Here is a 24,516-nt window from a genome sequence, read left to right on the forward strand (position 1 = left end):
CTCACGGCTTCGCCGGTTCGGTGGCTGCACCGTCATCCACCATGGTACAGCGCCCCGAACCCTTTAATATGGCTCCGAATCCACCCTCTTCGTGAATCGAAAAGACGATTATCGGAATGTGGTTCTCCCGTGCAAGGGCAATCGCCGCCGTGTCCATGATGCCGAGTCCCTCACGCATGACCTGATCATGCGTGATGTGCTCGTAGCGCACGGCATTGGAGTCTTTCCGAGGATCGGCCGAGTAAACGCCATCCACCTGTGTGCCCTTGAACAATCCATCGGCTCCGATCTCCGCTGCACGAAGAGCCGCGGCCGAATCCGTCGTGAAAAACGGATTTCCTGTACCACCGGCAAAGAGCACGACCTTGCCCTGGTTCATATAGCTCATCGCCTGCCGTTGCGAGAAGCTCTCGCACAGCTCAGGCATCGCAACCGCAGACAGCACCACCGCATCGACACCAATTTTGACCAGGGATGTCCGCAGTGCGAGCGAATTGATGACGGTAGCCAGCATGCCCATATGATCGCCGGTCACCCGGTCACCCCCCTTGGAGGCAACCGCCACGCCGCGGAAGATATTGCCACCGCCGATAACGACCCCGACCTCTACGCCAAGCGCCCGGGCCTCGGCGATATCAGCCGCGATCCGGTCGACGACCGAAACATCTATACCGAAGCCTTGATCTCCCATCAGGGCTTCGCCGGAAGCCTTCAACACAACGCGGCGGTATCGCGGAGTCACACGCATATCCCTCAATCTTATCGCACGACGGAACGAACCCTTCACGTGCCCCTACACGAAGGGCACCGCGTTGTCACACGGTGCCCTTATATTCAGCCCGCTTCAATGAAATCCTAAGATTTGGCTGCCGCCGCAACCTCAGCCGCGAAATCGTTCTCCTCGCGCTCGATACCTTCGCCTAGCGCGAAGCGCACGAAGCCGGTGACCGTGGCAGGTGCTCCGATCTCCTTCTCTGCTTCCTTGAGCGCCTGCTCGACCGTGAGATCGGGATTGACGACGAACGCCTGCTTGAGAAGGACGACCTCCTCGTAGAACTTGCGGAGCCGACCTTCCACCATCTTCTCGATGATGTTCTCCGGCTTGCCCGACTGGCGCGCCTGATCGGAAAAAATTTCCTTCTCACGGGCCACCGCAGCCGGGTCGATTTCGGCTTCGGTCAGTGCCATCGGACCTGTCGCAGCAACATGCATGGCGACCTGCCGCCCGAAATTTCTCGCCGCTTCGGCATCGCCCTCGGTTTCGATAGATACCAGCACGCCAATCTTGCCAAGTTGGTCGGCAACGGCATTGTGGATGTAGCTGGCGACCGCGCCTTTCTCGACAGAAAGCTTTTGGCTGCGCCGCAGCGTCATGTTCTCACCGATTGTGGCGATCGCATCCTTGATCGTATCCTCGACCGACTTGCCGCCCCCCGGATACGCAGCGGCAGCCACGCTCTCGACCTTCCCGTCCGTGGACAGCGCGACGCCCGCTACATTGCGCACCAGTTCCTGGAACGCGTCATTGCGCGCCACGAAATCCGTCTCGGAGTTGATTTCGACCACAACCGCGTCCGCGCCTTCAGCAGCGACGCCGATCAATCCCTCGGCGGCTGTCCGGCCCGACTTCTTGGCTGCCTTCGAGATACCCTTCTTGCGCAACCAGTCGACCGCAGCCTCCATATCACCGCCGGTTTCCGACAGCGCGGTTTTGCAGTCCATCATGCCTGCGCCGGTCATTTCGCGCAGTTGCTTGACCTGTGCTGCTGATATGCTCATCGTCGCCTCTCGATCTAAAATTTGCTATCGGCCCGCTGGCCCTCGGAACCGCCCCAGTAAGGCGCGGTTCCTCTATCTCAGCTCTTTGCCGCTGTGTCGGCCTCGGCAGGCTTCTCGGCCTCGGCAGGCTTATCAGCATCGCTCGCAACCTGCTCGCCGGCGCCCGCCTCCGGCTCGGCTGCAGGTTCAGCCGGCGCGTCTTCGAGCACGCGCTCGCTCGGGGTCTCTTCGGCTGCACCGATATCAACTCCCATAGAGCCCTGCTGGCGTTCAATGCCGTCGATCGCCGCCTTGGCAACCAGATCACAATAAAGCGAGATCGCACGCGCAGCGTCGTCATTGCCCGGAATCGGATAATCGATCATGTCGGGATCACTGTTCGAGTCGACAATGGCGATCACAGGGATACCGAGACGACGGGCTTCCTGAACGGCGATCGCTTCCTTGTTGGTATCGATCACGAACATCATGTCCGGCGTCGAACCCATGTCGCGGATACCGCCCAATGCGAGCTCCAGCTTGTCGCGCTCGCGCTCCAGGTTCAGCCGTTCTTTCTTCGTAAAACGCTGCGATTCCTCGCTTGAAAGGAGTTCATCCAGCCGGCGCAGGCGCTGGATCGAATGTGAGATCGTCTTCCAGTTAGTCATCATGCCGCCGAGCCAACGCGAATTCACGTAGTACTGCGCGCAGCGCTTGGCCGAGTCGGACACAATGTCAGAGGCCTGACGCTTGGTGCCGACGAAGAGCACGCGACCGCCCTTGGCGACCGTATCGGAAATTGCCTTGAGGGATTGGTGCAGCAGCGGCACCGTCTGGCTCAGGTCGATGATGTGAATGTTGTTGCGAGCGCCGAAGATATACGGGCCCATTTTCGGGTTCCAGCGGTGTGTCTGGTGTCCGAAGTGCACACCAGCTTCGAGAAGCTGGCGCATGCTGAAATCAGGCAATGCCATCTCTTTTATCCTTTCCGGTTCTGCCTCCGTGGATCGTCAGGCGGCTTGCGCCGCCACCGGAGGTGTCAGCCGGATTTCTCCCGACTGAAGCCCATTGATCCACGTGTGGAATGCGCGCGCATATAGAGGCATATTGCCGGCAATGCAAGCGGAACGGCGCTTATTCCGCCTCGCAACCCTCTTCCATTTCCAGGAGCGACAGCTCGGCCAGCGTTCCCGTCATCGCATAATCGCGGTAGCGGATATGCATATCGCGCTGGATTCCGCTTTCATGAAGCTTGAAACTGACAATGTAGTCGCTGGTTTCCTCACCATCGCTACTGCCCTCGCCGTTAAAATAAGCGGCCGTGATAGGCCGGAAAGGATCGGCAGCAAGACTATCAAGTGCGTTCCGCTCCGGATCATCCTGGCCAACCGGCTTAGGCCTCCCGATCACCACCGACATGGCTACCGCTTTGTCGGTGAATTCGGTGCCATCGAAAATCGCGGTTTGGTAAAAGCGCTCGCCCTCATCCGCTTTCCTCAGAAGCTCGCGCAATTGCTCCGTGGGGAACAAGGTTGGCCCGAAGGAGCGTTCGACATCCTCAGGTTCCTCGTATTCGACGACCGTGCGGGATGGTTCCTTGCGCGCCACCCCCCTCACCTCGCTCTCTTCGACTTCATCGATAAACGCACTGGTTCGGAAGCGAAGGCTGCTGCCATCAGGCGCCTCGGTACTGGTGACTCGCTGGTCGACGACACGCGGACCATCAACCATATCGAAGCGCATGACAATGCGTGAGCTAAGGGTATAGCCTTGGCAAGCCGAACCGGAAAATTCATAGACCCAACGCCCCGAAAGGCCATCTACATCGGAAGTGTTGCTGGTCTCAGCCAGAGCGAGGTCATAAACCGCCCTGTGAGGCTGAAGGGTCTGGACGTGAGCGTCGGTCACCGTCAATGTCCCCACGAGAGACGCGAAAGACAATAGGGCAAGGCGGCGTATGGGCATTCACAATTCTCCGTGAAGAACTGGTCTACGATACCGCGCTGGCGGCGTCACGGTTAAAATTCCACCACCGCAAACAACGACATCAAGAGGAAATCATGGGCGATACAATTGAGAAGCGACTACTCGCGCTGGGCGTCGAACTGCCGACACCGTCGAAACCCGCAGCCAACTATGTGCCGTTCGTGCAATCGGGGAACCTTCTCTTCATGTCAGGACAACTACCAATGAAGGATGGCAAGCTGATGGCGATGGGCCTTCTGGGGCGCGAACTCGGGATCGAGGCCGGGAAGCTTGCCGCCAAGTGGTGTGCAGTCAATATTCTTGCGCAAGCGCGCGCGGCCATCGACGATCTGGAACGGATCACGCGCGTGGTGAAAATCACCGTTTTCGTTGCCTCCACGCCGGATTTCACCGAGCAGCATCTCGTCGCCAACGGCGCCTCGGACTTCCTCGTTTCAGCCCTCGGCGAAAAGGGCCACCATGCACGCGCCGCCGTCGGCATGGCAGCCTTGCCGATGAACGCCCCGGTCGAAATTGATGCCACAATAGAGGTGTCGAAGTAATGGCGGTGAATGATCCCTCCTGGTTAACGGCCCGGCCGATTGCCCATCGCGGCTTTCACGACATGAACGGCGAGCGATGGGAGAACACGCTGGCCGCCTTCGTCAGCGCAGCGGAGCACGGCTATACGATCGAATGTGATGTGCATCCAAGCAGCGACGGCGTGCCTGTCGTTTTTCACGACGAAGACCTGAAACGGGTGACAGACCGGGAAGGCAAACTCAGGCAGCGAACAGCCGCCGATCTGGCGGGATTGCATATAGGCGGCACGACAGAGCGCATCCCCACCCTGCCCCAGGTTCTGGAGACAGTCGCCGGGCGGGTACCAATGATCATCGAACTCAAGGGCGTGGCGGAACACGACGAGAGGCTGGTGCCCGGCGTGCTTGAATGCCTTTCCACCTATCGCGGTGAAGCTGCACTAATGTCGTTCGACCATCGTATCATCAGGGAACTTGGGCGGACTGCGGAAGATCTCCCGATTGGACTTACCGCCTGTGGCCAATCAGATCCGGAGATAGAGGCCCACTTTTCAATGCTCGCCCACGGACTTTCCTTCGTTTCCTATGCCATCGCTGATCTGCCGAACCCATTCGTCTCATTTTTGAGAGAGCGCCTTCGCATGCCGATCATTACCTGGACGGTCCGGGAGCAGTCGGATGTGGAAAAGACCTATCAGCATGGAGACCAGATGACTTTTGAAGGTTTCACGCCCTGACAGATTGCCTGCCGCTGAAATACCAGGCCCCGGCTCCTATCTTATGAGCAATCGGCACAGGAGGCGAGATGCAAAACGACGAGCAGGCCTTAACCCTGACGCCAGTGACCGGCATGGACGCGTTCACACCCGAGGAGTGGGCTAGCCTCGACGGCACCACCCGGGATGGCCCGACACCCTACAATCCGTTCATCTCCTATGCTTTTCTCAAAGCACTTGAGGAAAGCGGCTGCGCAACTCGGAAGACCGGCTGGATGCCGCAGCATCTGCGTCTCGAGGATGCTCAGTGTCGACTTTTGGGCGCAGTCCCGTGCTATCTGAAATCCCACAGCCAAGGCGAATACGTCTTCGATTTTGGCTGGGCTGACGCCTTCGAACGTGCCGGCGGGCGCTATTATCCAAAGCTGCAGGTATCAGTACCCTTCACCCCCGCAACGGGGCCGCGTCTTCTGGTCAACCGAAACAACCATCCGGCCGCCGTCCGACGGGCGCTGGCGAACGGCCTGAAGACGCTGACCGACCGGTTGGGAGTTTCTTCCCTACACGTAACCTTTGCGCCGCCCGACGACATGAATGCGCTGCAGAGCGCGGATTTTCTCACACGAACGGATCAGCAGTTCCATTTTTTCAATGAAGGTTTCGCCTCGTACGACGACTTTCTGGCAGGCCTCGCCTCGCGCAAGCGAAAGGCGCTCAAGAAGGAGCGGCGGGCGGCCCTGGAGAACGGGCTAGAGATCGACTGGCTGACTGGGCACGATCTCACAGAAGCAGTCTGGGACGATTTCTACGCCTTTTATATGGATACGGGCAGCCGGAAGTGGGGACACCCCTATCTCAACCGCGGTTTCTTTTCGCTCATCGGCGAAACCATGCCCGACGATATCCTCCTGGTTATGGCGCGGCGAAACGGGCGCTATATCGCGGGCGCAATCAACTTCATCGGCGGCGACGCACTCTATGGCCGGAATTGGGGTTGTATCGAGGATCACCGCTTTCTGCATTTTGAAGTCTGCTATCATCAGGCAATCGCCTTCGCGATCGAAAAGGGTTTGGACCGGGTCGAGGCCGGTGCGCAGGGTGAGCACAAGCTGGCGCGCGGCTATCTTCCCGTGACCACCAATTCCGCTCACTACATTACCCACCCGGGCCTGCGCCGCGCTATCGCCGACTATCTCTCCCGCGAGCGCGAAGAAGTGGATATGATGAGCACGATCCTTTCAGAGCATTCGCCTTACAAAAAGAGCTGAACGACGACGGCAGGACTTGACCACCGTGCCGCCACCCCACAAGGATCGCCGGCACGATCGAAAAGACGAGGCGTGACATGGGCACAAATACCTACGATACCGACAATCCTTTCGCCAAGATCTTGCGGGGCGAACTGCCCGCCCACAAGATTTACGAAGATGACGAAACGTTCGCCTTCCTGGATATCATGCCGCGCGGAGACGGACACTGCCTCGTCATTCCAAAAAGACCTTCACGGAATATCTTTGACATCGATGAGGGCAGCCTTGCTGCCGTCATGCGCTCGGTGCGGAAGGTGGCGCGCGCCGCCGTGAAGGCGTTGGATGCCGATGGCGCCACGATCCAGCAATTCAACGAGCCTGCCGGCGGGCAGATCGTCTTCCACCTGCATGTCCACATCATTCCCCGCTTTGAGGGCGTGGACCTGCGCCCGCACACGGGCGAAATGGCGGATCAGGAGGTTCTGGCGGAGAATGCACGCAAAATCCGCGCGGCGCTCGAGGCAGAAAACGCGTCGTGAAGGTTCCTGTTCTCGTCATTAATCTCGACCGCTCAAAGGACCGGTGGGAAACTCTTCAAGCGCGAGCAGCCAGCATCGGGATTGAGCCTGAGCGTATCCCGGCGGTGGACGGCAATGCCGTAGATCATGCGGAGTGGCACGATTTCCAAACATGGAAATTCCACCTATGTCACGGCCGCCGCCCGCTTCCGGCGGAGTATGGCTGCTATATGAGTCACCTGCGCGCCTTGGACCGGGTGATCGCGAAGGGTTGGCCACACGCTGTTATCCTTGAAGACGACGCAGATTTCGTGGCGGACTTCGCCTCGCGGATTGGATCGCTGGTCCAGATCGACCCTCCTCCAGACGTTATCAAGCTTTACAATCACCGTATGACGGGCTTCGTGCCGAAGGCGAAGACCGGAGCGGGAGATACGATTGGCCGCTGCATCCACGGCCCACTTGGCTCTGCCATGGGCTACCTCGTTTCACAGCATGGGGCCAAGACGCTGCGAAAAGCCCTTTTACCGATATTCCTGCCCTTTGATATCGCCCTTGAGCGGGGATGGTCTCACCATGCATCTGTAGCGACAACGCGGGAGCCCCTAGTTCAGCCTTCTAAATCTGCCTCGACAATCTCGCCCGCCGGCTATCGCCAGACGAAATTCCCTTTCTTTATGCGCATCCCGGCCGCCTTCTTTCGGGGTCAGGACTATCTGCGAAGGGCGACCTATGCGGCCCTCGGCTGAGCAGTATGGCGTGCACTACATCCATGTGCGCACTTGGACGCAGCCCCTTCGTTGCAAATGATAGAAGCAGTAAAAGCCAAACGCAGCGGAAAACCACATATATGACTCGCCAATAGCAAGGCGCACGTTTGAATTGCTGAGGATAGTCAGACAGAAGAATAAAAATACGCCAATGTATGCATTGAAGGCAGCTGGATCGATTATACCTTCACGCTTCGCTCGCCAAACTTGCCTGATGGTCCAGGAGTAGAGCACTCCATAAAAGATCAATCCCATAATTCCGTAGCGGATCGCGATCTCGAGATAGCCGTTGTGAAGCAAATTATGGTTGGCATCTGGATAAGCACGCGTCTGCCATTCATCGAGCCATGTAACGCCCTGCCCCCAGATTGGATTTTCGGCCCAAATGAGAATAGCGCTTGCCCAAAGCATCAGACGTTCACGAAGGCCGCGGGGGACCGTATCGTCCTGAATAGCTTGGTCCATGCTTTGGAGAACACCCGCACCGCCGAGTATATCGGACAGGAGTTCTGCAGTTTTCTGAGCGGTGTCACCAGCGACCGCCTGGATACCATCCCACGCGACCACGACGGTAATGACCAATGCAACAAAGACAAGGCTCATCACCGCAACAAGGTTTCGCCGTGCACTGTGCATCGCTACAATCAGCAGCAACTGTATCGGGAGCGCGACAATCAGTGCGAGCCACACGCCTTTGGATTTCAAGGCATAGATGTTAGCGAGCCCAAAAAACAATGTTGCAATTGAGATGATGACCAATCCGATACGTAGCTCCGCCCGCATATCACTGGTGCACAAGAGATAGCTCATGAATGGCAACACACACAGAATAATCATACCCTGCGCGACAGACGTATGAATTGGATTGTCATGAAAAATAAGGCTGGGACGGCGACCTTCGAGCAATGCCGAAAGATCGAACGAGTACAGGACAACGAGGAAACTGATTAGAACGAAAGCCAATACGGCGAATATAGGTCGACGCACGAATACAAAAATAGCATATCCGGTAATAGAATAGAAAACAGAAAGTGTATATATTCCTTCTGACGAACCGATGCCAAAGTTTTTATTTATCGAGTAATCGTATAAAAATCTTGCAGTTACATACAAACCCCAACTGATGCATAAAAATCCCATATACCCGATTAATACCTTTTCGGAGGAAAAAAATTCTGCGCGAAAATAGTATAAAGTAACCGGAATTAGAGTGGCGATTGCGATGTATCGATAGGCATCGGACTCGTGCCAAATCGCAGAAATAAAGACGAGAACAGCAACACAACCAGCCAGTTCTCTGGCGACGCCCGCTGCAGCAGACCGATCAGACTGGTTGCCAGGCAATGAATCACTCTCCGGTCGTTTCGGGCGGGTGGTGTTTTCCGGGATCAGAAGCAAGGATAGCGCCCGTTGCCTATTCTGGTTATTGCCGGTCATGGCCGAAACTTGACGGATCCGCAACCTTGAGAACCGATTTTGCGCGTCGGATACTGTCCGTTCCCAGCAAAATCACAAGGCATGATTTATGAACATGCCGGCGCCCAGCACCATCTCGCCTGCGACGATCCCGACCAGAACCCTTTTTCCTACCGCCAGATAGGCCGCGAATCCGGCCAAGCCAGCGCCGATCCGGAGAAGGAGCGGCGTTGCAGCGAGCGCACCGCTTGGGAAAATGATCAAATTAGCGATCACTGCTGCAACAAGAGCCGTTGCGATGCAGCGCACGAGAACAAGCAGTTCCGATTCGTCGGAAAGCCTTCCCCCGAAATAGACCCCGAGAAAGCGCCAGAGGTCGGTTGCCAGCCAGCCGGCGATCAGTATGAAGACGTACGGCCACCACCATGTATCGATCGCGGTGAAACTCATACTGCTTTCCGGCCCTTGCTGATCAGATGAAGGCCAAAGGCCATGAACCCGGCCAGAAGACCGGTCGCGAGCAGATCGAAGCCAGGAATCAGCAGATGGAAAACGGGCCCAAATACGAGACCGAGGAGCATGGCGGTCTGGCCCGCCTTCTCCCTTGCCGATCCCCATAGCGAGGTAAGGAAGTAGAGAGGGGTTAGAAAGAAGAGTGCGGCGGAAACGGCTGGCGGAAGCCGGCCGGCGACAACAAAGACGAACGCAACCACGGCCATGTTGCCCAGCACTAAGGTGAGACCGAGCCCGGCGTAAAACGACGTCCGCATCGCTCGCGGAATGTCTCCCACCCGTTCCATCGCCAGAACCCACGAGGTCACGGCCACGAAATGCGAGAGCGCATAGAGCACCCAGGCCGGTGTTCTCGGCCCGCGCAGTTCCGGCGTGAGGGCAACCACCATCGGCGCGAGACGTACTGACGACAAGGCGACGGCGAACGCCGCTGTCGGCAGGCTGCTGCCAGCGAGAATGGCGCTGATCAACACCACCTTGCCCGGCAAGGCCCAAACGACTCCGGTCATGAAAACGGTTTGAGCCAACGTCAATCCGGCATCACGTGCAAGGCCGGCAAAACCGACAAATGCACTAGCCAGGATCAGGCCGGGTATGGAAAATGCCGCGGTGGCGCCTCGCCACAGCCATGCTGCACGCCCATCGCTTGACTCTGTCGCGTCGGTTTCAGGCTCGGTCATAAGTCCGTTGAATAAAGCAGGTCAGGACATAATGCGATGGGGGCGTCAGAAGATGCTTGGTTCAGAAACCGTGTTCAGCTTGCACCAGCCCGCAAAAAAACGCGCGGGTCATTTACACCCGCGCGCCTTCTCCATTCATTTGACCCGACGTCAGACCTTGCGCGGCATCTGCGGAACAAGGCTTCGCTTCGGCGGATCCTTCCGCTCGGGCGGTCGCTTGGAGGACTTAGGCTTTACCTTTTTTGGAGCGGAACGTTTGGTCGCCTTTTTCGCTGGCGGGGTCTCTCGCTTCGGCTTCACCGGTGCCTCGTCCGGGATCGTATCAAGCTTCAGCGAATCCTCGCCGACCTCGTTCTTCTCCAGCGTGACACGCACAGTGCCGCCCTTCTTCAGCTTGCCGAAAAGCACTTCTTCGGCCAATGGCTTCTTGATGTGCTCCTGGATCACACGGCCAAGCGGGCGTGCGCCCATGCGTTCGTCATAGCCTTTATCGGCAAGCCAAGCGATTGCATCGTCCGACAGGTCGAACGTGACGCGGCGCTCGGCAAGTTGTGCCTCAAGCTGCATAACGAACTTCTGCACCACCTTGTGGACAACAGGCACGGGCAGCGCCCCGAAGGGGATGATCGCGTCGAGACGGTTGCGGAACTCCGGTGAGAAGAGCCGATTGATCGCCTCCATATCGTCGCCTTCACGCTTGGACGAGCCGAAGCCGATCGCCGGCTTGGCCATATCCGAGGCGCCCGCATTCGTCGTCATTATGAGGATGACATTGCGGAAGTCGATGCGCTTGCCGTTGTGATCCGTCAGCTTCCCGTGATCCATGACCTGCAATAGAATATTGAACAGGTCCGGATGCGCCTTCTCGATCTCGTCGAGCAGAAGCACGCAGTGCGGATGCTGGTCGACACCATCGGTCAGGAGACCGCCCTGGTCGAAGCCGACATACCCGGGAGGCGCGCCGATAAGCCGTGAAACGGTGTGGCGCTCCATGTACTCCGACATGTCGAAGCGCAACAGTTCCACACCCAAAGATGAAGCAAGCTGCCGCGCGACCTCTGTCTTGCCGACGCCCGTCGGGCCCGAGAAGAGATAGGAACCGATCGGCTTGTCCGGCTCGCGCAGGCCGGCACGGGCAAGCTTGATGCTGGACGACAGCGCGCTGATCGCAGTCTCTTGGCCATAGACAACGCGCTTGAGTTCGTCCTCCAGGCTGGAAAGCACCTTCTCATCGTCAGCCGAAACGGTCTTCGGCGGGATGCGGGCCATCGTGGCGATCGTGTTCTCGATTTCCTTCACACTGATCGTCTTGCGCCGCTTGGATTCCGGCAGCAATTTCTGCGACGCGCCGGTTTCGTCCACGACGTCAATTGCCTTGTCGGGCAGCTTACGATCGTTGATGTAGCGCGCCGAAAGCTCGACGGCCGCCTTCACCGCCTCATTGGTGTACTTGATCTGGTGGAAGTCCTCGAAATAGGGCTTCAGGCCCTTCATGATCTCGATAGCATCTTCCACCGACGGCTCTTTCACATCGATCTTCTGGAAACGACGGACAAGCGCCCGATCCTTCTCGAAGAACTGGCGGAACTCCTTGTAGGTCGTCGAGCCGACGCAGCGGATCGCACCGGAAGCAAGCGCAGGCTTCAGCAGGTTCGAGGCATCCATGGCCCCACCCGAGGTCGCCCCCGCCCCGATCACTGTATGGATCTCGTCGATAAACAGGATAGCACCCGGAAAATCCTCCAGTTCCTTGACCACCTGCTTCAGCCGCTCCTCGAAGTCACCGCGATAACGGGTGCCAGCGAGCAGCGCTCCCATATCGAGCGCGAAAATCGTCGCATCCAAAAGCACATCAGGCACCTCGTTCTCCACGATGCGCTTGGCGAGCCCCTCGGCAATAGCGGTTTTGCCCACGCCGGGGTCGCCGACATAGAGAGGATTGTTCTTGGAGCGGCGGCACAGGACCTGAATCGTGCGATCGATCTCGGCTCCGCGGCCAATCAACGGGTCGATCCGCCCCGCGCGAGCCTTCGCGTTGAGGTCCACGCAGTAGGCGGAAAGAGCATCCTGCTGCTGCTTCTTTTTGGCACCTTCGTCGGTCTCGGCGGCGCCGGACTGATCCTCATCGGCACCACGCGGAATGCGTGTCTCGGAGCCTCCGGGGCGTTTGGCGATGCCGTGGCTGATATAGTTGACCGCATCATAGCGGGTCATCTGCTGTTCCTGCAGGAAGTAGGCGGCATGGCTTTCGCGCTCGGCGAAAATCGCCACGAGCACGTTGGCGCCGGAAACTTCCTCCCGGCCGGAGGACTGCACGTGGATAACGGCACGCTGAATAACACGCTGGAACCCGGCCGTCGGCTTGGAATCCTCATCATAGCCGGTGACAAGGTTGTCCAGTTCGCTGTCGATGTAATTGAGGACGGTACGTCTCAACTCTTGCAGATCGACATTACACGCCCGCATAACCGCGGCCGCATCTGTATCATCAATGAGAGCCAGCAGAAGATGCTCCAGCGTCGCATATTCGTGATGGCGTTCATTTGCATAGGTCAGCGCCTGGTGCAGGGCGCGTTCCAGACCTTGCGAGAAAGCGGGCATTCAATACCTCATTTCTTCTCCATCACGCATTGCAGCGGATGCTGATGCTGACGGGCGAAATCCATGACTTGTGCGACCTTGGTTTCGGCCACTTCGAACGTGTAGACGCCGCATTCTCCGACGCCGTGGTTGTGAACGTGCAGCATGATTTGGGTTGCGGCCTCCCGGTCTTTCTGGAAAAAACGCTCGAGCACATGAATGACGAATTCCATGGGCGTGTAGTCGTCATTCAAAAGCAGCACTCGGTATAGGCTCGGCTTTTTAGTCTTTGTCCTGGAGCGCGTGATGACCTCCGTACCTCGGCCGGTACCCTCACCGCCTTCGTTCCCACCGCTCATCCGCAAAGCGTTGCCTGGCATATTCCTCTCGCCGACTTCCAACCGTTCCACGCTTCCTGCCGCACCGCTCTTCAGGTGCGACATGTAGGTATCCAATTTACGATTTTAAGGCCTTCTGTCGCGCTGACAATACGGATTGCGCTTAACGTGGAAGTCTTTTTCTCGTCTGCGCCACCATTGCAGGCACGTTGGCGCATTTTTGCCATTTATAGATGGTGATTGCACGGCTTGGGGTTCAACCGCAAAAAAGAGGAAGAAGGGCAGTGATGGTCACCGACCGTACAAACATGCGTAAAATTTGCGTCAAATCCGAAAAAAAAGCGCAGGAAAAAGGTTTCCCTAACCAATTGGTAACGACGCCACCCATACCGTCACCAAAACTGCGGTTTGCAGATTTTCAACCAGCATCTTGATGCGATGGTAAGGGGTTTTTGTTGTGCGTAAAGCAATGGCGGAATTCACGAGACTGGCTCGTCAGTTTCCCAAGTCTTTCATAGCGGCATTCGCTCTCGTCGCATTCGCGCTGGCGGCTTCGCCGGCCGCGGCCAACGAGAAATATGCCGGGTTCGTAATCGACGCAAGGAACGGTAACGTCCTCTACGAGGATCGGGCAGATGCTCCGCGCTATCCAGCGTCGCTGACCAAAATGATGACGCTCTACATGATTTTCGAAGCGCTTGAGCAGGGGCGGGTGTCAAAAAACACACGCATCACCTTCTCGCGCAATGCATCCGCCGAACCACCGACCAAGATCGGCGTGCCGGCCGGCAAGAGCATCACACTGGAACAGGCGATTTATGCCTTGGTCACCAAATCGGCCAACGACGTCGCCACGGCTGTCGCCGAAAACCTCGGCGGGTCGGAGGCCAACTTCGCGCGTTCGATGACCGAGAAGGCACGTCAGTTGGGAATGTCGTCGACAACATTTAAGAATGCCCACGGCCTGCCGAACAGCGCGCAAAAGACGACGGCGCGTGATATGGCCCGGCTGGGGATCGCGCTGCGTGAACATTTTCCGCAGTACTACGACTATTTCTCCACCCGCTCCTTCACCTACGCCGGCCAGCGTTTTGGTAACCACAACAATCTTCTGGGCCGTGTGAAGGGCGTGGACGGTATCAAGACCGGCTACATTCGCGCCTCCGGTTTCAATCTGGTTTCTTCTGTCTCGACCGATGGCCGGAGCATCGTGGCTGTTGTCATGGGTGGAAGAACGACACGAACCCGGGATGCGCACATGCAGGATCTGATCCAGCGTACGCTGCCCAAGGCGTCGACCGGCGAGAAGCGCAACCTGATCGCAAGGGGACAGCCGACCCTAACCAAGATCGCTTCTGTAAACCTCCCCCAGACAGTGCCGCTACCGGCCGAACGCCCCGAAGAAGTGGCCATGACAGCTTACACCGAGGAGCCGACAGCCGCGGCAAAAGCGGCGCTTGCCGAAATCATCGCGGAAGGTTCGCGGGAAGAACCCGATCCTATTTCCACCTCCTCCGCGGAAATAAAGGGTTGGGTGATTCAGGTCGCCTCCACACCTACCGAAGATGGTGCATTGAAGATGCTCCAGAACACTACCGAGCAGGCCCCGACCGTTCTGGCCAAAGCGAACCCTTTCACCGAGGTTTTCACCAAGGACGGGCAGACATTCTACCGAGCACGTTTCGGCGGATTTAACGGAAAGTCGGAAGCATGGGCTGCATGTGCGTCCCTGAAGAAGAAGAGTGTTGCCTGCTACGCGATTGAGAAGTGATTAACCGGTACGCGCTATAGTTGCGTCGAGTTGCAGGAGTTTCACTCGTGATCGGCCAGGAGAACGTCCCGCGCTTCGTTGATCCGCGTGGCAAGAAAAACAGAACCACCCATGTCGGGATGCAGACGCTGCATCAGGCGGCGATGAGCCTGGCGGATGTCAGCCGCGGACGCTCCCGCCTCAAGACCAAGGATCTCGTAAGCCTCCTCCTTGGACATGGCGCCCGAAGCTGGCGGGCTTCTCTGCCGCCCGTCCTGGTTCGAGTCCGCGTTTTTGCGCCAGGCGGGAAAGCGGCTGTCAAGGTACGTTTCCAGTAGCTGCAGGCTTTCGGCATCGCCGCTTAGTTCGGAACGAAGCGAGAGAAGCTCACCTTGCTGCATGTCTGCCAGACGGCGCCCTTCATGCCGACCGGCAAGTACAATGCCGTCCAACCCGCCCGTATCATGATCAAGTTCCATCTCCAGTGCCGCAGAGCGGACCCTGGAGCGCTGTCCGGGAGATCGGGTCTGGGAACCTTGCATGCGCCTGGAGCCGTACCAGGCGACGGCGCCGGATAGGAGCATTCCTCCAAGACCCGCCCTACCCGTTAGCAGCAAAACGCCCCCTGCTACGGCAAGCGCAATCGGCCCGGCCAAGCGCAGCGCATTTGCGATGCCCGCCGGGCTTGCGCGTGAAAACATCATGGCCGCCAAGAGCAAAAGAAGCAGAACCGCGAAAACGGTAAAGAGTATCGTCATTGCCCTCTGCCGCTAAGATGTTCGATCATGAGCTTGTCCTCGGGACTCCCCCGTGCTTCCAATGCGGAAAGCCCGCCGGTGGCGAATACAGCCACGGAAGACAGAAGCTTGGCCAGCTTTTCCGCCGAGCTCCGGTCGAAACGGAACCAAGCGCCTTTCGACAAGCGGGCAATTTCACGAAATGCGTTCGTAGCAGCGGGGTCGGATCCTTCCTGGAATACGAAGACGGGTACGCCCTTCAGCCCTAGTTCGCCTGCCCTGTGCGCCAGTTCATCCACCTCTTCTTCCATGGCATCGCCGATGAAGACCAGCGCATTCACCTTGCCCCGCGCGTTCTCCTTGAGCGCATGAGAAAGAACCTTGCCGATCTGTGTCCGCCCACCGCGACAGTCGATCCCGGACATGAGCTTCTTGAGCTGCCCCGTATCCGCGACGAAGCGTGAGGCTCGACACTCCCCAAAACCCCGATAATAGACGAGCTGCACGTTGAGCGATCCCGCCTTTCCTACAGCATCGAACATCTTCGCTTGTATTTCGCAGGCGATATCCCAAGTCGGCTGACGGCTCATAGTCGCATCGAGCGCCAGAACGAGCCTGCCGTTCTGCTTGCCTGAAACCGCAAGCGTACGAGCCTGACGCACGAAAGCGTCGACCTCTGCCGCTTCCGAACGCGGCTGTGAAACCTGTGAACGCCTCCCGGTCTCGACCGGCGCCTTTTTGTCGCTCATGTATTCAAGATGTGGTGCAAGCGCTCGCGTGGCAAGACCTGAATCCGACCGATATAGCGGCTTGTAGCAGAATGGTTGTCAAACGCTTCATCGATCCTTGTGCGTGCGGAAGCCGCGCTGACCGGGGATGGTTCCACACCACCCATGCAGCCGTTCTACAGCAAGCCGAGCTCCGCAAGCTCGCGCCGCATGTGATCAGGAAGATCGTCCTCGCCTTCAAAGACGCTACGGTCCGGCGGTGCATCCTCTACCGTCAGATAACGCCACCCCTGGAAAGGACGCCGCGGCTGCCATTCCGTAAGCACGATCTTCGGTTCCAGAATCAAATGGCAGCGGGAAACACCCTCTCCATCGGTGAATGGCCGGACCTCCAACAGCGTCTGTCTGCATTGAACCATTCCTTTCATGACCCAGTACAGAGAGCCGCCATCACACAGTTCCTCGATACGCCGGGGGATCATCCGTGTCGTATGAAACTGCTCCGCGGGCTCTCCGCGCCGGCGCCTTACGTCCAGCCGGCGGCTGACGGACTCCTCCAGTTCTTCGGGGCTGTCGCAGCCCACACATAGCTTTATCAGATTGAGTGCCATGAATTTACAATCAAAGAGATCACATAAGCGGTCAATGCGCACAAACGCTTTCCACAATCATCAGCACTCGACCACATTGACCGCGAGACCGCCCAGGCTGGTTTCCTTATAATTCTCATTCATATCCAGGCCGGTCTGACGCATTGTCTCAATCGCCGCGTCAAGCGAAACGAAGTGCTTTCCATCGCCCTTTACGGCAAGTGACGCCGCTGTGACGGCCTTGACCGCGCCGAGCGCATTACGCTCGATACAGGGGACCTGGACCAGCCCGCCCACGGGATCGCAGGTCATTCCCAGATGATGCTCCAGCGCGATTTCCGCGGCATTCTCCACCTGCTCCGGTGTGCCCTCCATAACAGCGGCGAGGCCCGCAGCGGCCATGGCGGAGGCCGAACCGACCTCTCCCTGACAGCCAACCTCGGCACCGGAGATAGAGGCGTTGTGCTTGACGATTCCGCCGATAGCGGCGGCCGTAAGCAGAAACTCACGAATCCCGTCCGCATTCGCATCGACGTGGAAGCGCTGCCAGTACTTCAGGACGGCAGGAACAACACCCGCAGCACCGTTTGTCGGCGCAGTAACCACCCGCCCGCCGGCAGCATTCTCCTCGTTCACGGCCATGGCGTAGACAGAAAGCCAGTCGTTTGCCATCAGCGGGTTGGGTCGGTTCGTCTGCCAATCCAGCTCCAGCTGCTCGAAAAGCCGGCGCGCGCGGCGGCGCACCTTGAGCCCACCGGGCATAATGCCTTCCTGAGACAAGCCCCTCTCAATACAGCTGCGCATCGCTTCCCAGACACGATCGAGCCCGGCATCTAGTTCATCCGCGCTCATCCGCGTCAATTCATTGGCCCGCTTCATCTCGGCTATGGAACGCCCGCTTGCCGCCGCCATTTCCAGCATCTCGCGCGCATTGGCGAATGGATATGGTACGTCCCGGTCCACCGGCGGTTTCCCCTGCGCCTTGAGAGCCTGCAACTCGTCCTCCGAGACGACAAAGCCGCCGCCGACCGAATAATATATGCGCTTCAGAAGCAGGCGATCATCCGCATCGAACGCGCTGAACGTCATCCCGTTTGCATGGCCGGGAAGCGGGTTCTTCTTGTCCAGCACGAGATCGGCATCCGGATCGAAGCTATAGGCGGGATGGCCGGTTGGTTTCACCTGCCGGGTGCCACGGATTTTCCGCAAGACCTCGTCGGAGATATCGGGATCGATAGTGAGCGGCGTGAAGCCTTGAAGCCCCAGTACGACCGCACGATCGGTACCATGGCCAACTCCGGTATAGGCGAGCGACCCGTGCAGGCTGACAGAAAGATGCGCGACTTCGGCACCCGCCGGACGCGGCCAGTCATCTCCGGCGATCTCATCCAGAAAGCGCGCAGCTGCCGTCATTGGACCCATCGTATGGGAACTGGAAGGACCGATGCCGATCTTGAACAGATCGAACACGGAAAGAAACATAACTCAACTCCACACTCGTCTCTTGGCCCGGACAGTGCCAGCGCGGCCTCCGGATACGCAACCGATTTTTAAGTGTAGATGCAAGTTCCCAAGAGCAACCCCCTGACACCCGTAAAACCTGCGTTCGTGGTACTTAGCCCAATTCTGCGACGCCGTTCCCCAATATTAGAAAGCATCATTGCTCAAGATGTTCATGATACATTCATGTGGTGGAAAGAATTATACCGCCATCTTCAAGTCTCAGGCGCCAAGCGTGCCTGTCGGATAGAAGGATTTTCGCATGAAACGCACGTTCGCAGCTGTTGCTCTCTTCGGTCTACTTGCGCTTGGCGTATCTGCAGCGACAACTACCGCCAACGCGTCGGCGCTTTCGGTAGGCGCTTCGACCTCAAATCTCGTAAAGACTGTAGGTGAATCATCCGAGAGCATGGTGGAAGTCAAGCATCGTCGCGGGCACCGCCACAGGCACCATCGGCGTCACAGGCGTCCCCACCACCACCATATGGGACCAGGACCTGTGGCGCCTCCATGGATGCGGCCGCATCATCGATATCATGGACATCGCCATCATCGACAGCATTGGCGGCCACGGAGTAACTTCTTCCTCCAGTTCGGCGTACCGGTGGCCCCGCGGTATGCGCCACGGCCGGCAGCTGCATTGTCGGCGTCGCACGTATACTGGTGCCAGCAGAAATACCGCTCCTATCGGGTTTCGGATAACACGTTCCAGCCATATCACGGTCCGCGCAAGCCTTGTGTTTCGCCCTATTACCCGTAGTGAATGCGCCATGAAAAACGAGCCCCGACGAGATTGTCGGGGCTCCTGTCTCTACGGCTCTTTGATCATGAGCAGTGGGATCAATTCTTTTCCTTATCAACCAGCTTGTTCTTGGCGATCCACGGCATCATACCGCGAAGCTTCTCACCCACTTCCTCGATCTGGTGGGAATCGTTGAGCCGGCGGGTGGCTTTGAAACGAGCCGCGCCTGAATGCCACTCCTGCATCCACTCGGATGTAAACTTACCGGTCTGAATGTCGTTGAGCACGCGCTTCATCTCAGCCTTGCTCTCGGCGTTGATGATCCGCGGCCCGGAGACATACTCGCCCCACTCAGCCGTGTTTGAGATCGAGTAATTCATATTGGCAATACCGCCCTCGTAGATGAGGTCGACGATCAGCTTTACCTCGTGAAGACACTCGAAATAAGCCATTTCAGGGGCGTAGCCTGCCTCGACCAGCGTCTCGAAACCGGCGCGGATGAGCTCGACAAGGCCGCCGCATAGCACCACCTGCTCGCCGAAAAGATCGGTCTCGCACTCCTCGCGGAACGTGGTCTCAATGATGCCGGAGCGCCCGCCGCCAACACCACAGGCATAGGAGAGGCCCAGGTCGAGCGCGTTGCCTGAAGCATCGTGATGCACCGCCACGAGGCAAGGCACGCCGCCGCCGCGCTCGAATTCGCTACGTACGGTGTGGCCGGGCCCCTTGGGCGCGATCATGAGCACATCCACCGTATCCTTCGGCTCGATCAGGCCGAAATGGACATTCAAACCGTGAGCGAAGGCGATCGCCGCACCGTCACGGATGTTCGGAGCAATCTCGCTGTTGTAGATGCCGGCCTGAAGCTCATCTGGCGTAGCCATCATCATCAGGTCGGCCCAGCCGGCAGCCTCGGCCACAGTCATTACCTTGAAGCCGTCGGCCTCTGCCTTCTTGGCGGTGGACGAACCGGCACGCAGCGCTACGGCCACGTCCTTGGCCCCCGAATCCTTCAGGTTCAGCGCATGCGCCCTACCCTGGCTACCATAGCCGATGATGGCGACGTTCTTCGACTTGATCAGGTTCAGATCGGCATCGCGATCGTAATAGACCCGCATTTTCGTTTCCTTCCTTTACTAAACGGCCCTTACGCGAGGGCCCATCCTCTTCTTCTCCTGCACGCCATAAAGCGCGAAGAACTGATCGACCGCGCGCTCGGCCATTTCGCCGAAGTTTTTCGGCTTCCGAATTTCATCTTCGCCCAGCAGCATGCGTACATGCAGATCACGCACGACGAGTCCGTAGAGCGTGCGATATGTCTCATCGACATCGGTGAATTCGATATGCTGGCACCGCCGACCCGCCTCCAGCAATGCAGCCGCGCCTTCGTCGATGCGGCGTCGCCCCTGCTCCACGAGGAGTTGGCCGAGGCGGCTTTCCTCGCGGCTCGCCTGCCCAATAGCGAGCCGGTTAAGCGCCAAGGATACGTCACCACCGAGCACCTGCAGCAGATCGTGCGCAAAGCCAACAAGTTGCGCTCGAAATTGGACGCGGTCCATCGGTGCGCCATTATCGCTGAAAGTGCGCACTTTGCTCGCCTGGTGGGCGATCATGGCGGCGAGCAGTCCTTCGCGATCACCGAACCACCGGTAAAGGCTTTCCTTGGAACAGTTCGCGGTTCGCGCGACTCTGGCCGTTGTCAGCACACGCTCTCCACCCGCCACGAGCAGCGAGAGCGCGCACTCCAGCACGTCGTGCTGGCGCGGTGTAAACTCCTTTGCGCGCTGGTCGTCGGACAAGGCTGACCTCGAATAGTACCGTACGGTACGGTTCTGTCACAAGCGTGATTCTTTTTCAAGCTCCCCTACACAGCTATTGGGTGCACGATGGGCTTCCATCCGCTACTGCTCCCGGATACGAGTCTCCAACATCAGTGCATGGTGATGGCTGCGAGCAATGTTATAGTCGAGCCTCAACCTGAGTGCGGCAATGGCGAACATCCTGGTGAATAATCAAGAGCGGCCAACGAGGATGTGGTCGCCCCGCAAGCTGCGGAACCCGATCCTACTCGCGGTCGTGCTGTTTTTGCTCGCGATGGGGGTTGTGACAGCTTGGGCGGTACAGATCTCCTACAACCATTATCGTTCGCAGATCATGCTGCGTGCGACCAGCATGACGCAGGTGCTGGCGGAGTACACACTTCGAAACATGGCGGCGGTTGATCTGACCTTGAAAACGATCATCGACAGCTCGCCCATGCAACACCCACAAAATGACGCACAACTGCGGGACTGGATGACACGCCGGCTTGCTGATCTTCCCGATGTTCGGTCACTCTTTGTGATTGGTGCCGATGGACTCGTTCGGCATAACACGGACTCCCCCAACACATCGCGCCTAAGCCTCGCCGACCGTAATTATTTCAGATTTCACGAACGTGCGGATCGCGACCAACTCTACATCGGGCAGCCGCTCCTTTCACGGACTGTCGATCGATGGTTCGTTTCGGTAAGTCGTCGGATTGATGGGCCGCGAGGGGAATTCGCAGGCGTAGCGGCCGCTGCGGTCGAGCCGACCTTTTACGAACGCATCTATCGGCAACTCCCCTTGGGACCGAAAGATTCGATCTCGCTTTGGCATGAGGAAGGCCACCTGATCGCGCGGTATCCTGACGATATGGGCCTGGTTGGGCGCCGAATGTCGAACCTGCCGATCTTTCAGGAACACCTGCCCGAGCGCAAAACGGGCAAATTCGTGGCGAATGGTCCGGCGACAGGGGGCACGCCCCAAGCTGTCGGATATCAACAACTTCCGAACATGCCGCTGATCGTGACAACAGGGCTCAGCCTCGAATCGATAAGCGGTAATCTACGACCGCTCTTGGTCGCAATTCTGGCGATGTTCGGCCTTCTCAGTGCTCTGGCAATTGCCATGCCTATCCTGATATTCCGCCGCATTCGCGAACGTGAAGAGAATCTGAAACGCGATCTGGTCCTGCAGAAATCCGAAGCGCTCGCGCGGATGACGAGTGGCTTGGCTCACGATTTCAACAATGTGCTTGCGGCCGTGGAAGCGGGTATCAAACTGATGACCAGACACGCGAGCGATCCCGATAAAGTGCAGCAATTTGCGTCCGAGGCTGGCGAGGCCGTCGCGCGGGGTTCGCGACTTGCCGGCCAACTCCTGCAGTTCGCGAAGCAGAAGGAGCTTTCATTTCAGCAAGCGGACATCAACGAGTTGTTGAGACAGTTGGAACCCATGCTGAACCAGGGGGCAGATGGAATCAACCTCCACTTGAACCTGCAGGAAGGTCTTCCGGCTTGCGTGCTCGATCGCACGCAGTTCGATGCTGCGATCCTAAACCTCGTCATTAACGCCAAGGATGCGATGCCCAACGGGGGAGACGTTACGATAAAGACCACCAAACGCGTCGAGAAGAGAGGAACGCAAAGCCTCAAGCCGGGAGAGTATGTAAGAGTTCAGGTCTCCGATAACGGTCCGGGCATGCCGCCCGAGGTGATGCAAAGGGTCTTTGAACCGTATTTCAGCACAAAAGGTGAAAACGGAACCGGTCTTGGACTGCCGCAGGTGCGCTCGTTCATGGAGCAACTCGGGGGAAGTGCAATGCTTTCGAGCAGCCGGGGCCGGGGCACGCGTGTGGAGCTTTTCTTTCCATGTGACACCGCAAGCACGGCCAAGCCCCTGCGAACTGATCTGCCTACGCCGCATGAGACATGATCGCGCCGATCTGCCACGCCACACTTCCCGCTAGACGACGGCAAAAGACTGGGGACAGACCGACTTAAATCACGAGTGGAATTTATCGGGTATTCATTTCGGCAGGATCATTTGACCCGGGAGCGCCATGGAGATAACGGCTGCGAGGCTCTATTGCATCTCGGCCTGTTCAAAGCCAATCTCCCACCGCCGACGGCGTCGCATTAAGAAGATAAAGGATTCGCTCCGTGCAGTATGTGGCTTTTCGCGCGGCGATACATATAGCATCCATTTTCGCGATCTATCTTTCTTTGGCTATGCTGCTTCCGGCAGCTATCGATCTTTATTACGACAACAAGGATTGGCGGATATTCGCCTTCTCGGCCTTTTTCTCCGGCGGACTGGCACTTGCCGTGGCCCTCGCCACCTACGGCCGGGCTCCTGCAATATCATCTCGCTTTGGCTTTCTCGTCGTAAATCTGCTTTGGCTGACTGCCTGTATCGTTGGCGCGATACCACTTATCGCTTCCTCGCTCGACCTGACCCTAGCCGATGCAGCCTTCGAATCCGTTTCAGCGGTCACGGCAACAGGATCGACGGTTCTCGTCGGACTGGACGCGATGCCACCCGGTCTCCTGTTGTGGCGCTCCATCCTCCAATGGGTTGGCGGTTTGGGCGTGATCGCACTGGGACTCTTCGTACTTCCCTTTCTGAATGTCGGCGGCATCTCGTATTTCCGGCTCGAGTCCTCCGACATCAGCGATAAACCCTTCGATCGCTTTTCGAACTTTGCGATCGCCTTGCTCAGCATTTATGCGGCGCTCACGCTTGCCTGCGCGATCGCATATGCAGCGGCTGGCATGACTACCTTCGACGCCATCAATCACGCGCTGACCACACTCGCAACCGCCGGCTTCTCCACCCATGACAGTTCGATGGGGTTCTATGCGGATAACTCTGCTGTGCTTTGGGTCGGCATCGTCTTCATGTTCATGGGAGCGGTGCCGTTTTCGATTCTAATTCTCTTCATGTTACGCGGGAATCTTGATGCATTGCGTGATCCGCAGATCCGCGTCTTCGCGACTTACACCCTGCTATTCGTGTTAGCCGTTGCCATTTATCTGCGCGTCGTTACCGACCGCCCATTCTTCGACGCATTGACCCACGCTGCGTTCAATTTTGTATCGATTATCACGACCACCGGCTATGCGACCGAGGACTACGGACAATGGGGCGGATTTGCGATCTCAGCCGCGTTTGTGGCGATGTTTCTCGGCGGTTGCTCCGGTTCCACGACCGGCGGCATCAAGGCCTATAGGTTTCTCATCCTTTTTGAGCTCGTCGCCAATGGTCTGAGGCGGCTTGTCTATCCGAACATGGTCATCGCCGTTCGCTACGGCGACAGGCCGGTCCAGGACGAATTGCAGCGTGCGGTGGTTCTGTACATTTCCGCTTTTCTGGTCATCTGGGCGGTGATTATTCTGTTATTGGCAGCCACCGGCCTTGATCTGGTCAGTGCCGTTTCCGCGGCGCTGACGGCGCTCACAAATGTCGGCCCCGGTCTCGGCCCCGTTGTCGGTCCTGCGGGAAATTTCTCACCATTGGCCGATTTCGCGAAATGGGTCATGGCATTCGCTATGCTGCTCGGTCGCCTCGAAATCCTCACCGTCCTGGTGATCTTCTCCCCGGTCTTCTGGCGGCGGTAG

General features: G+C 58.0%; 25 protein-coding genes. 9 read left to right on the plus strand and 16 right to left on the minus strand.

What is annotated here, in order from left to right; all coding sequences use genetic code 11:
* Position 1: 1 nt before the first annotated feature.
* From pyrH to LY631_RS05660, 4 genes are all read right to left on the minus strand, one after another.
* On the minus strand, positions 2-748 hold the full coding sequence (pyrH, locus tag LY631_RS05645; RefSeq protein WP_274424149.1) for a UMP kinase: 747 nt from the start codon (positions 746-748) through the stop codon (positions 2-4).
* A 107-nt stretch (positions 749-855) separates the two neighbouring features.
* The gene (gene tsf / locus LY631_RS05650; RefSeq protein WP_274424150.1) at positions 856-1,779 is read right to left on the minus strand and encodes a translation elongation factor Ts; all 924 of its coding nucleotides are present in this window, start codon (positions 1,777-1,779) and stop codon (positions 856-858) included.
* A gap of 77 nt (positions 1,780-1,856) precedes the next feature.
* A complete protein-coding gene (gene rpsB, locus LY631_RS05655) occupies positions 1,857-2,732 on the minus strand; it encodes a 30S ribosomal protein S2 (RefSeq protein ID WP_274424151.1) in 876 nt (291 codons plus the stop codon).
* Positions 2,733-2,892: 160 nt separating this feature from the next.
* On the minus strand, positions 2,893-3,723 hold the full coding sequence (locus tag LY631_RS05660; RefSeq protein WP_274424152.1) for an EipB family protein: 831 nt from the start codon (positions 3,721-3,723) through the stop codon (positions 2,893-2,895).
* Between the two features lie 95 nt (positions 3,724-3,818).
* Here LY631_RS05660 and LY631_RS05665 point away from each other — a divergent pair, with 95 nt between their 5' ends.
* The 5 genes from LY631_RS05665 (at position 3,819) to LY631_RS05685 (ending at position 7,498) form a co-directional block, all read left to right on the plus strand.
* Complete coding sequence (locus LY631_RS05665) at positions 3,819-4,286, plus strand: RidA family protein (RefSeq protein ID WP_274424153.1); 468 nt, start codon at positions 3,819-3,821, stop codon at positions 4,284-4,286.
* Positions 4,287-4,291: 5 nt separating this feature from the next.
* Entirely contained in the window at positions 4,292-5,002 is a 711-nt protein-coding gene (locus tag LY631_RS05670) for a glycerophosphodiester phosphodiesterase (RefSeq protein WP_274424461.1), read from the plus strand.
* Between the two features lie 68 nt (positions 5,003-5,070).
* Complete coding sequence (locus LY631_RS05675; RefSeq protein WP_274424154.1) at positions 5,071-6,249, plus strand: GNAT family N-acetyltransferase; 1,179 nt, start codon at positions 5,071-5,073, stop codon at positions 6,247-6,249.
* A 77-nt stretch (positions 6,250-6,326) separates the two neighbouring features.
* A complete protein-coding gene (locus LY631_RS05680; RefSeq protein ID WP_274424155.1) occupies positions 6,327-6,770 on the plus strand; it encodes an HIT family protein in 444 nt (147 codons plus the stop codon).
* Positions 6,767-7,498 carry a glycosyltransferase family 25 protein gene (locus LY631_RS05685; RefSeq protein WP_274424156.1) on the plus strand — a complete coding sequence of 244 codons (732 nt, stop codon included), beginning with the start codon at positions 6,767-6,769 and terminating at the stop codon, positions 7,496-7,498. Before LY631_RS05680 ends, LY631_RS05685 begins: the two co-directional genes overlap by 4 nt.
* A 15-nt stretch (positions 7,499-7,513) precedes the next feature.
* Here LY631_RS05685 and LY631_RS05690 read toward each other — a convergent pair whose 3' ends face one another.
* The 5 genes from LY631_RS05690 to clpS form a co-directional block, all read right to left on the minus strand.
* Entirely contained in the window at positions 7,514-8,956 is a 1,443-nt protein-coding gene (locus LY631_RS05690; protein ID WP_274424157.1) for an O-antigen ligase family protein, read from the minus strand.
* 72 nt (positions 8,957-9,028) lie between these two features.
* Positions 9,029-9,385, minus strand: a complete 357-nt coding sequence (locus tag LY631_RS05695) for an AzlD domain-containing protein (protein WP_274424158.1) — start codon at positions 9,383-9,385, stop codon at positions 9,029-9,031.
* On the minus strand, positions 9,382-10,128 hold the full coding sequence (locus LY631_RS05700; protein ID WP_274424159.1) for an AzlC family ABC transporter permease: 747 nt from the start codon (positions 10,126-10,128) through the stop codon (positions 9,382-9,384). Before LY631_RS05700 ends, LY631_RS05695 begins: the two co-directional genes overlap by 4 nt.
* 150 nt (positions 10,129-10,278) lie before the next feature.
* Positions 10,279-12,729, minus strand: coding sequence for an ATP-dependent Clp protease ATP-binding subunit ClpA (gene clpA, locus LY631_RS05705; protein WP_274424160.1), 2,451 nt, complete (start codon positions 12,727-12,729; stop codon positions 10,279-10,281).
* 8 nt (positions 12,730-12,737) lie between these two features.
* Positions 12,738-13,067 carry an ATP-dependent Clp protease adapter ClpS gene (clpS, locus tag LY631_RS05710; RefSeq protein ID WP_274424462.1) on the minus strand — a complete coding sequence of 110 codons (330 nt, stop codon included), beginning with the start codon at positions 13,065-13,067 and terminating at the stop codon, positions 12,738-12,740.
* A gap of 448 nt (positions 13,068-13,515) precedes the next feature.
* On the opposite strand from clpS, the gene LY631_RS05715 reads away from it, so the two are divergent.
* A complete protein-coding gene (locus tag LY631_RS05715) occupies positions 13,516-14,817 on the plus strand; it encodes a D-alanyl-D-alanine carboxypeptidase (RefSeq protein ID WP_274424161.1) in 1,302 nt (433 codons plus the stop codon).
* A gap of 41 nt (positions 14,818-14,858) precedes the next feature.
* Here LY631_RS05715 and LY631_RS05720 read toward each other — a convergent pair whose 3' ends face one another.
* The 5 genes from LY631_RS05720 to LY631_RS05740 all read right to left on the minus strand — a co-directional run bounded on the left by LY631_RS05720 (position 14,859) and on the right by LY631_RS05740 (position 18,923).
* A complete protein-coding gene (locus tag LY631_RS05720) occupies positions 14,859-15,554 on the minus strand; it encodes a DnaJ domain-containing protein (RefSeq protein ID WP_274424162.1) in 696 nt (231 codons plus the stop codon).
* Positions 15,551-16,282: a VWA domain-containing protein gene (locus LY631_RS05725; RefSeq protein ID WP_274424163.1), complete on the minus strand. Its 732-nt coding sequence runs from the start codon at positions 16,280-16,282 to the stop codon at positions 15,551-15,553. The genes LY631_RS05720 and LY631_RS05725 overlap by 4 nt, the downstream gene beginning before the upstream one ends.
* Positions 16,283-16,437: 155 nt before the next feature.
* The gene (locus tag LY631_RS05730; protein WP_274424164.1) at positions 16,438-16,872 is read right to left on the minus strand and encodes a DUF1489 family protein; all 435 of its coding nucleotides are present in this window, start codon (positions 16,870-16,872) and stop codon (positions 16,438-16,440) included.
* A gap of 60 nt (positions 16,873-16,932) precedes the next feature.
* Positions 16,933-18,333 carry an L-serine ammonia-lyase gene (locus LY631_RS05735; RefSeq protein WP_274424165.1) on the minus strand — a complete coding sequence of 467 codons (1,401 nt, stop codon included), beginning with the start codon at positions 18,331-18,333 and terminating at the stop codon, positions 16,933-16,935.
* Between the two features lie 437 nt (positions 18,334-18,770).
* Positions 18,771-18,923: a hypothetical protein gene (locus LY631_RS05740; protein ID WP_274424475.1), complete on the minus strand. Its 153-nt coding sequence runs from the start codon at positions 18,921-18,923 to the stop codon at positions 18,771-18,773.
* On the opposite strand from LY631_RS05740, the gene LY631_RS05745 reads away from it, so the two are divergent.
* The gene (locus LY631_RS05745) at positions 18,866-19,111 is read left to right on the plus strand and encodes a BA14K family protein (protein ID WP_274424166.1); all 246 of its coding nucleotides are present in this window, start codon (positions 18,866-18,868) and stop codon (positions 19,109-19,111) included. The two genes, LY631_RS05740 and LY631_RS05745, sit on opposite strands and share 58 nt — an antisense overlap.
* A gap of 80 nt (positions 19,112-19,191) precedes the next feature.
* Here LY631_RS05745 and ilvC read toward each other — a convergent pair whose 3' ends face one another.
* Together ilvC and LY631_RS05755 are read right to left on the minus strand one after the other, a co-directional pair.
* On the minus strand, positions 19,192-20,211 hold the full coding sequence (gene ilvC, locus LY631_RS05750; protein ID WP_274424167.1) for a ketol-acid reductoisomerase: 1,020 nt from the start codon (positions 20,209-20,211) through the stop codon (positions 19,192-19,194).
* Positions 20,212-20,229: 18 nt separating this feature from the next.
* The gene (locus LY631_RS05755) at positions 20,230-20,892 is read right to left on the minus strand and encodes a TetR/AcrR family transcriptional regulator (RefSeq protein WP_274424168.1); all 663 of its coding nucleotides are present in this window, start codon (positions 20,890-20,892) and stop codon (positions 20,230-20,232) included.
* 232 nt (positions 20,893-21,124) lie between these two features.
* Here LY631_RS05755 and LY631_RS05760 point away from each other — a divergent pair, with 232 nt between their 5' ends.
* Together LY631_RS05760 and LY631_RS05765 are read left to right on the plus strand one after the other, a co-directional pair.
* Positions 21,125-22,831, plus strand: coding sequence for a hybrid sensor histidine kinase/response regulator (locus tag LY631_RS05760; protein WP_274424169.1), 1,707 nt, complete (start codon positions 21,125-21,127; stop codon positions 22,829-22,831).
* Between the two features lie 227 nt (positions 22,832-23,058).
* A complete protein-coding gene (locus tag LY631_RS05765; protein ID WP_274424170.1) occupies positions 23,059-24,516 on the plus strand; it encodes a TrkH family potassium uptake protein in 1,458 nt (485 codons plus the stop codon).

The sequence above is a fragment of the Chelativorans sp. YIM 93263 genome (assembly GCF_028767125.1).
Taxonomy (GTDB): Bacteria; Pseudomonadota; Alphaproteobacteria; order Rhizobiales; family Rhizobiaceae; genus Chelativorans.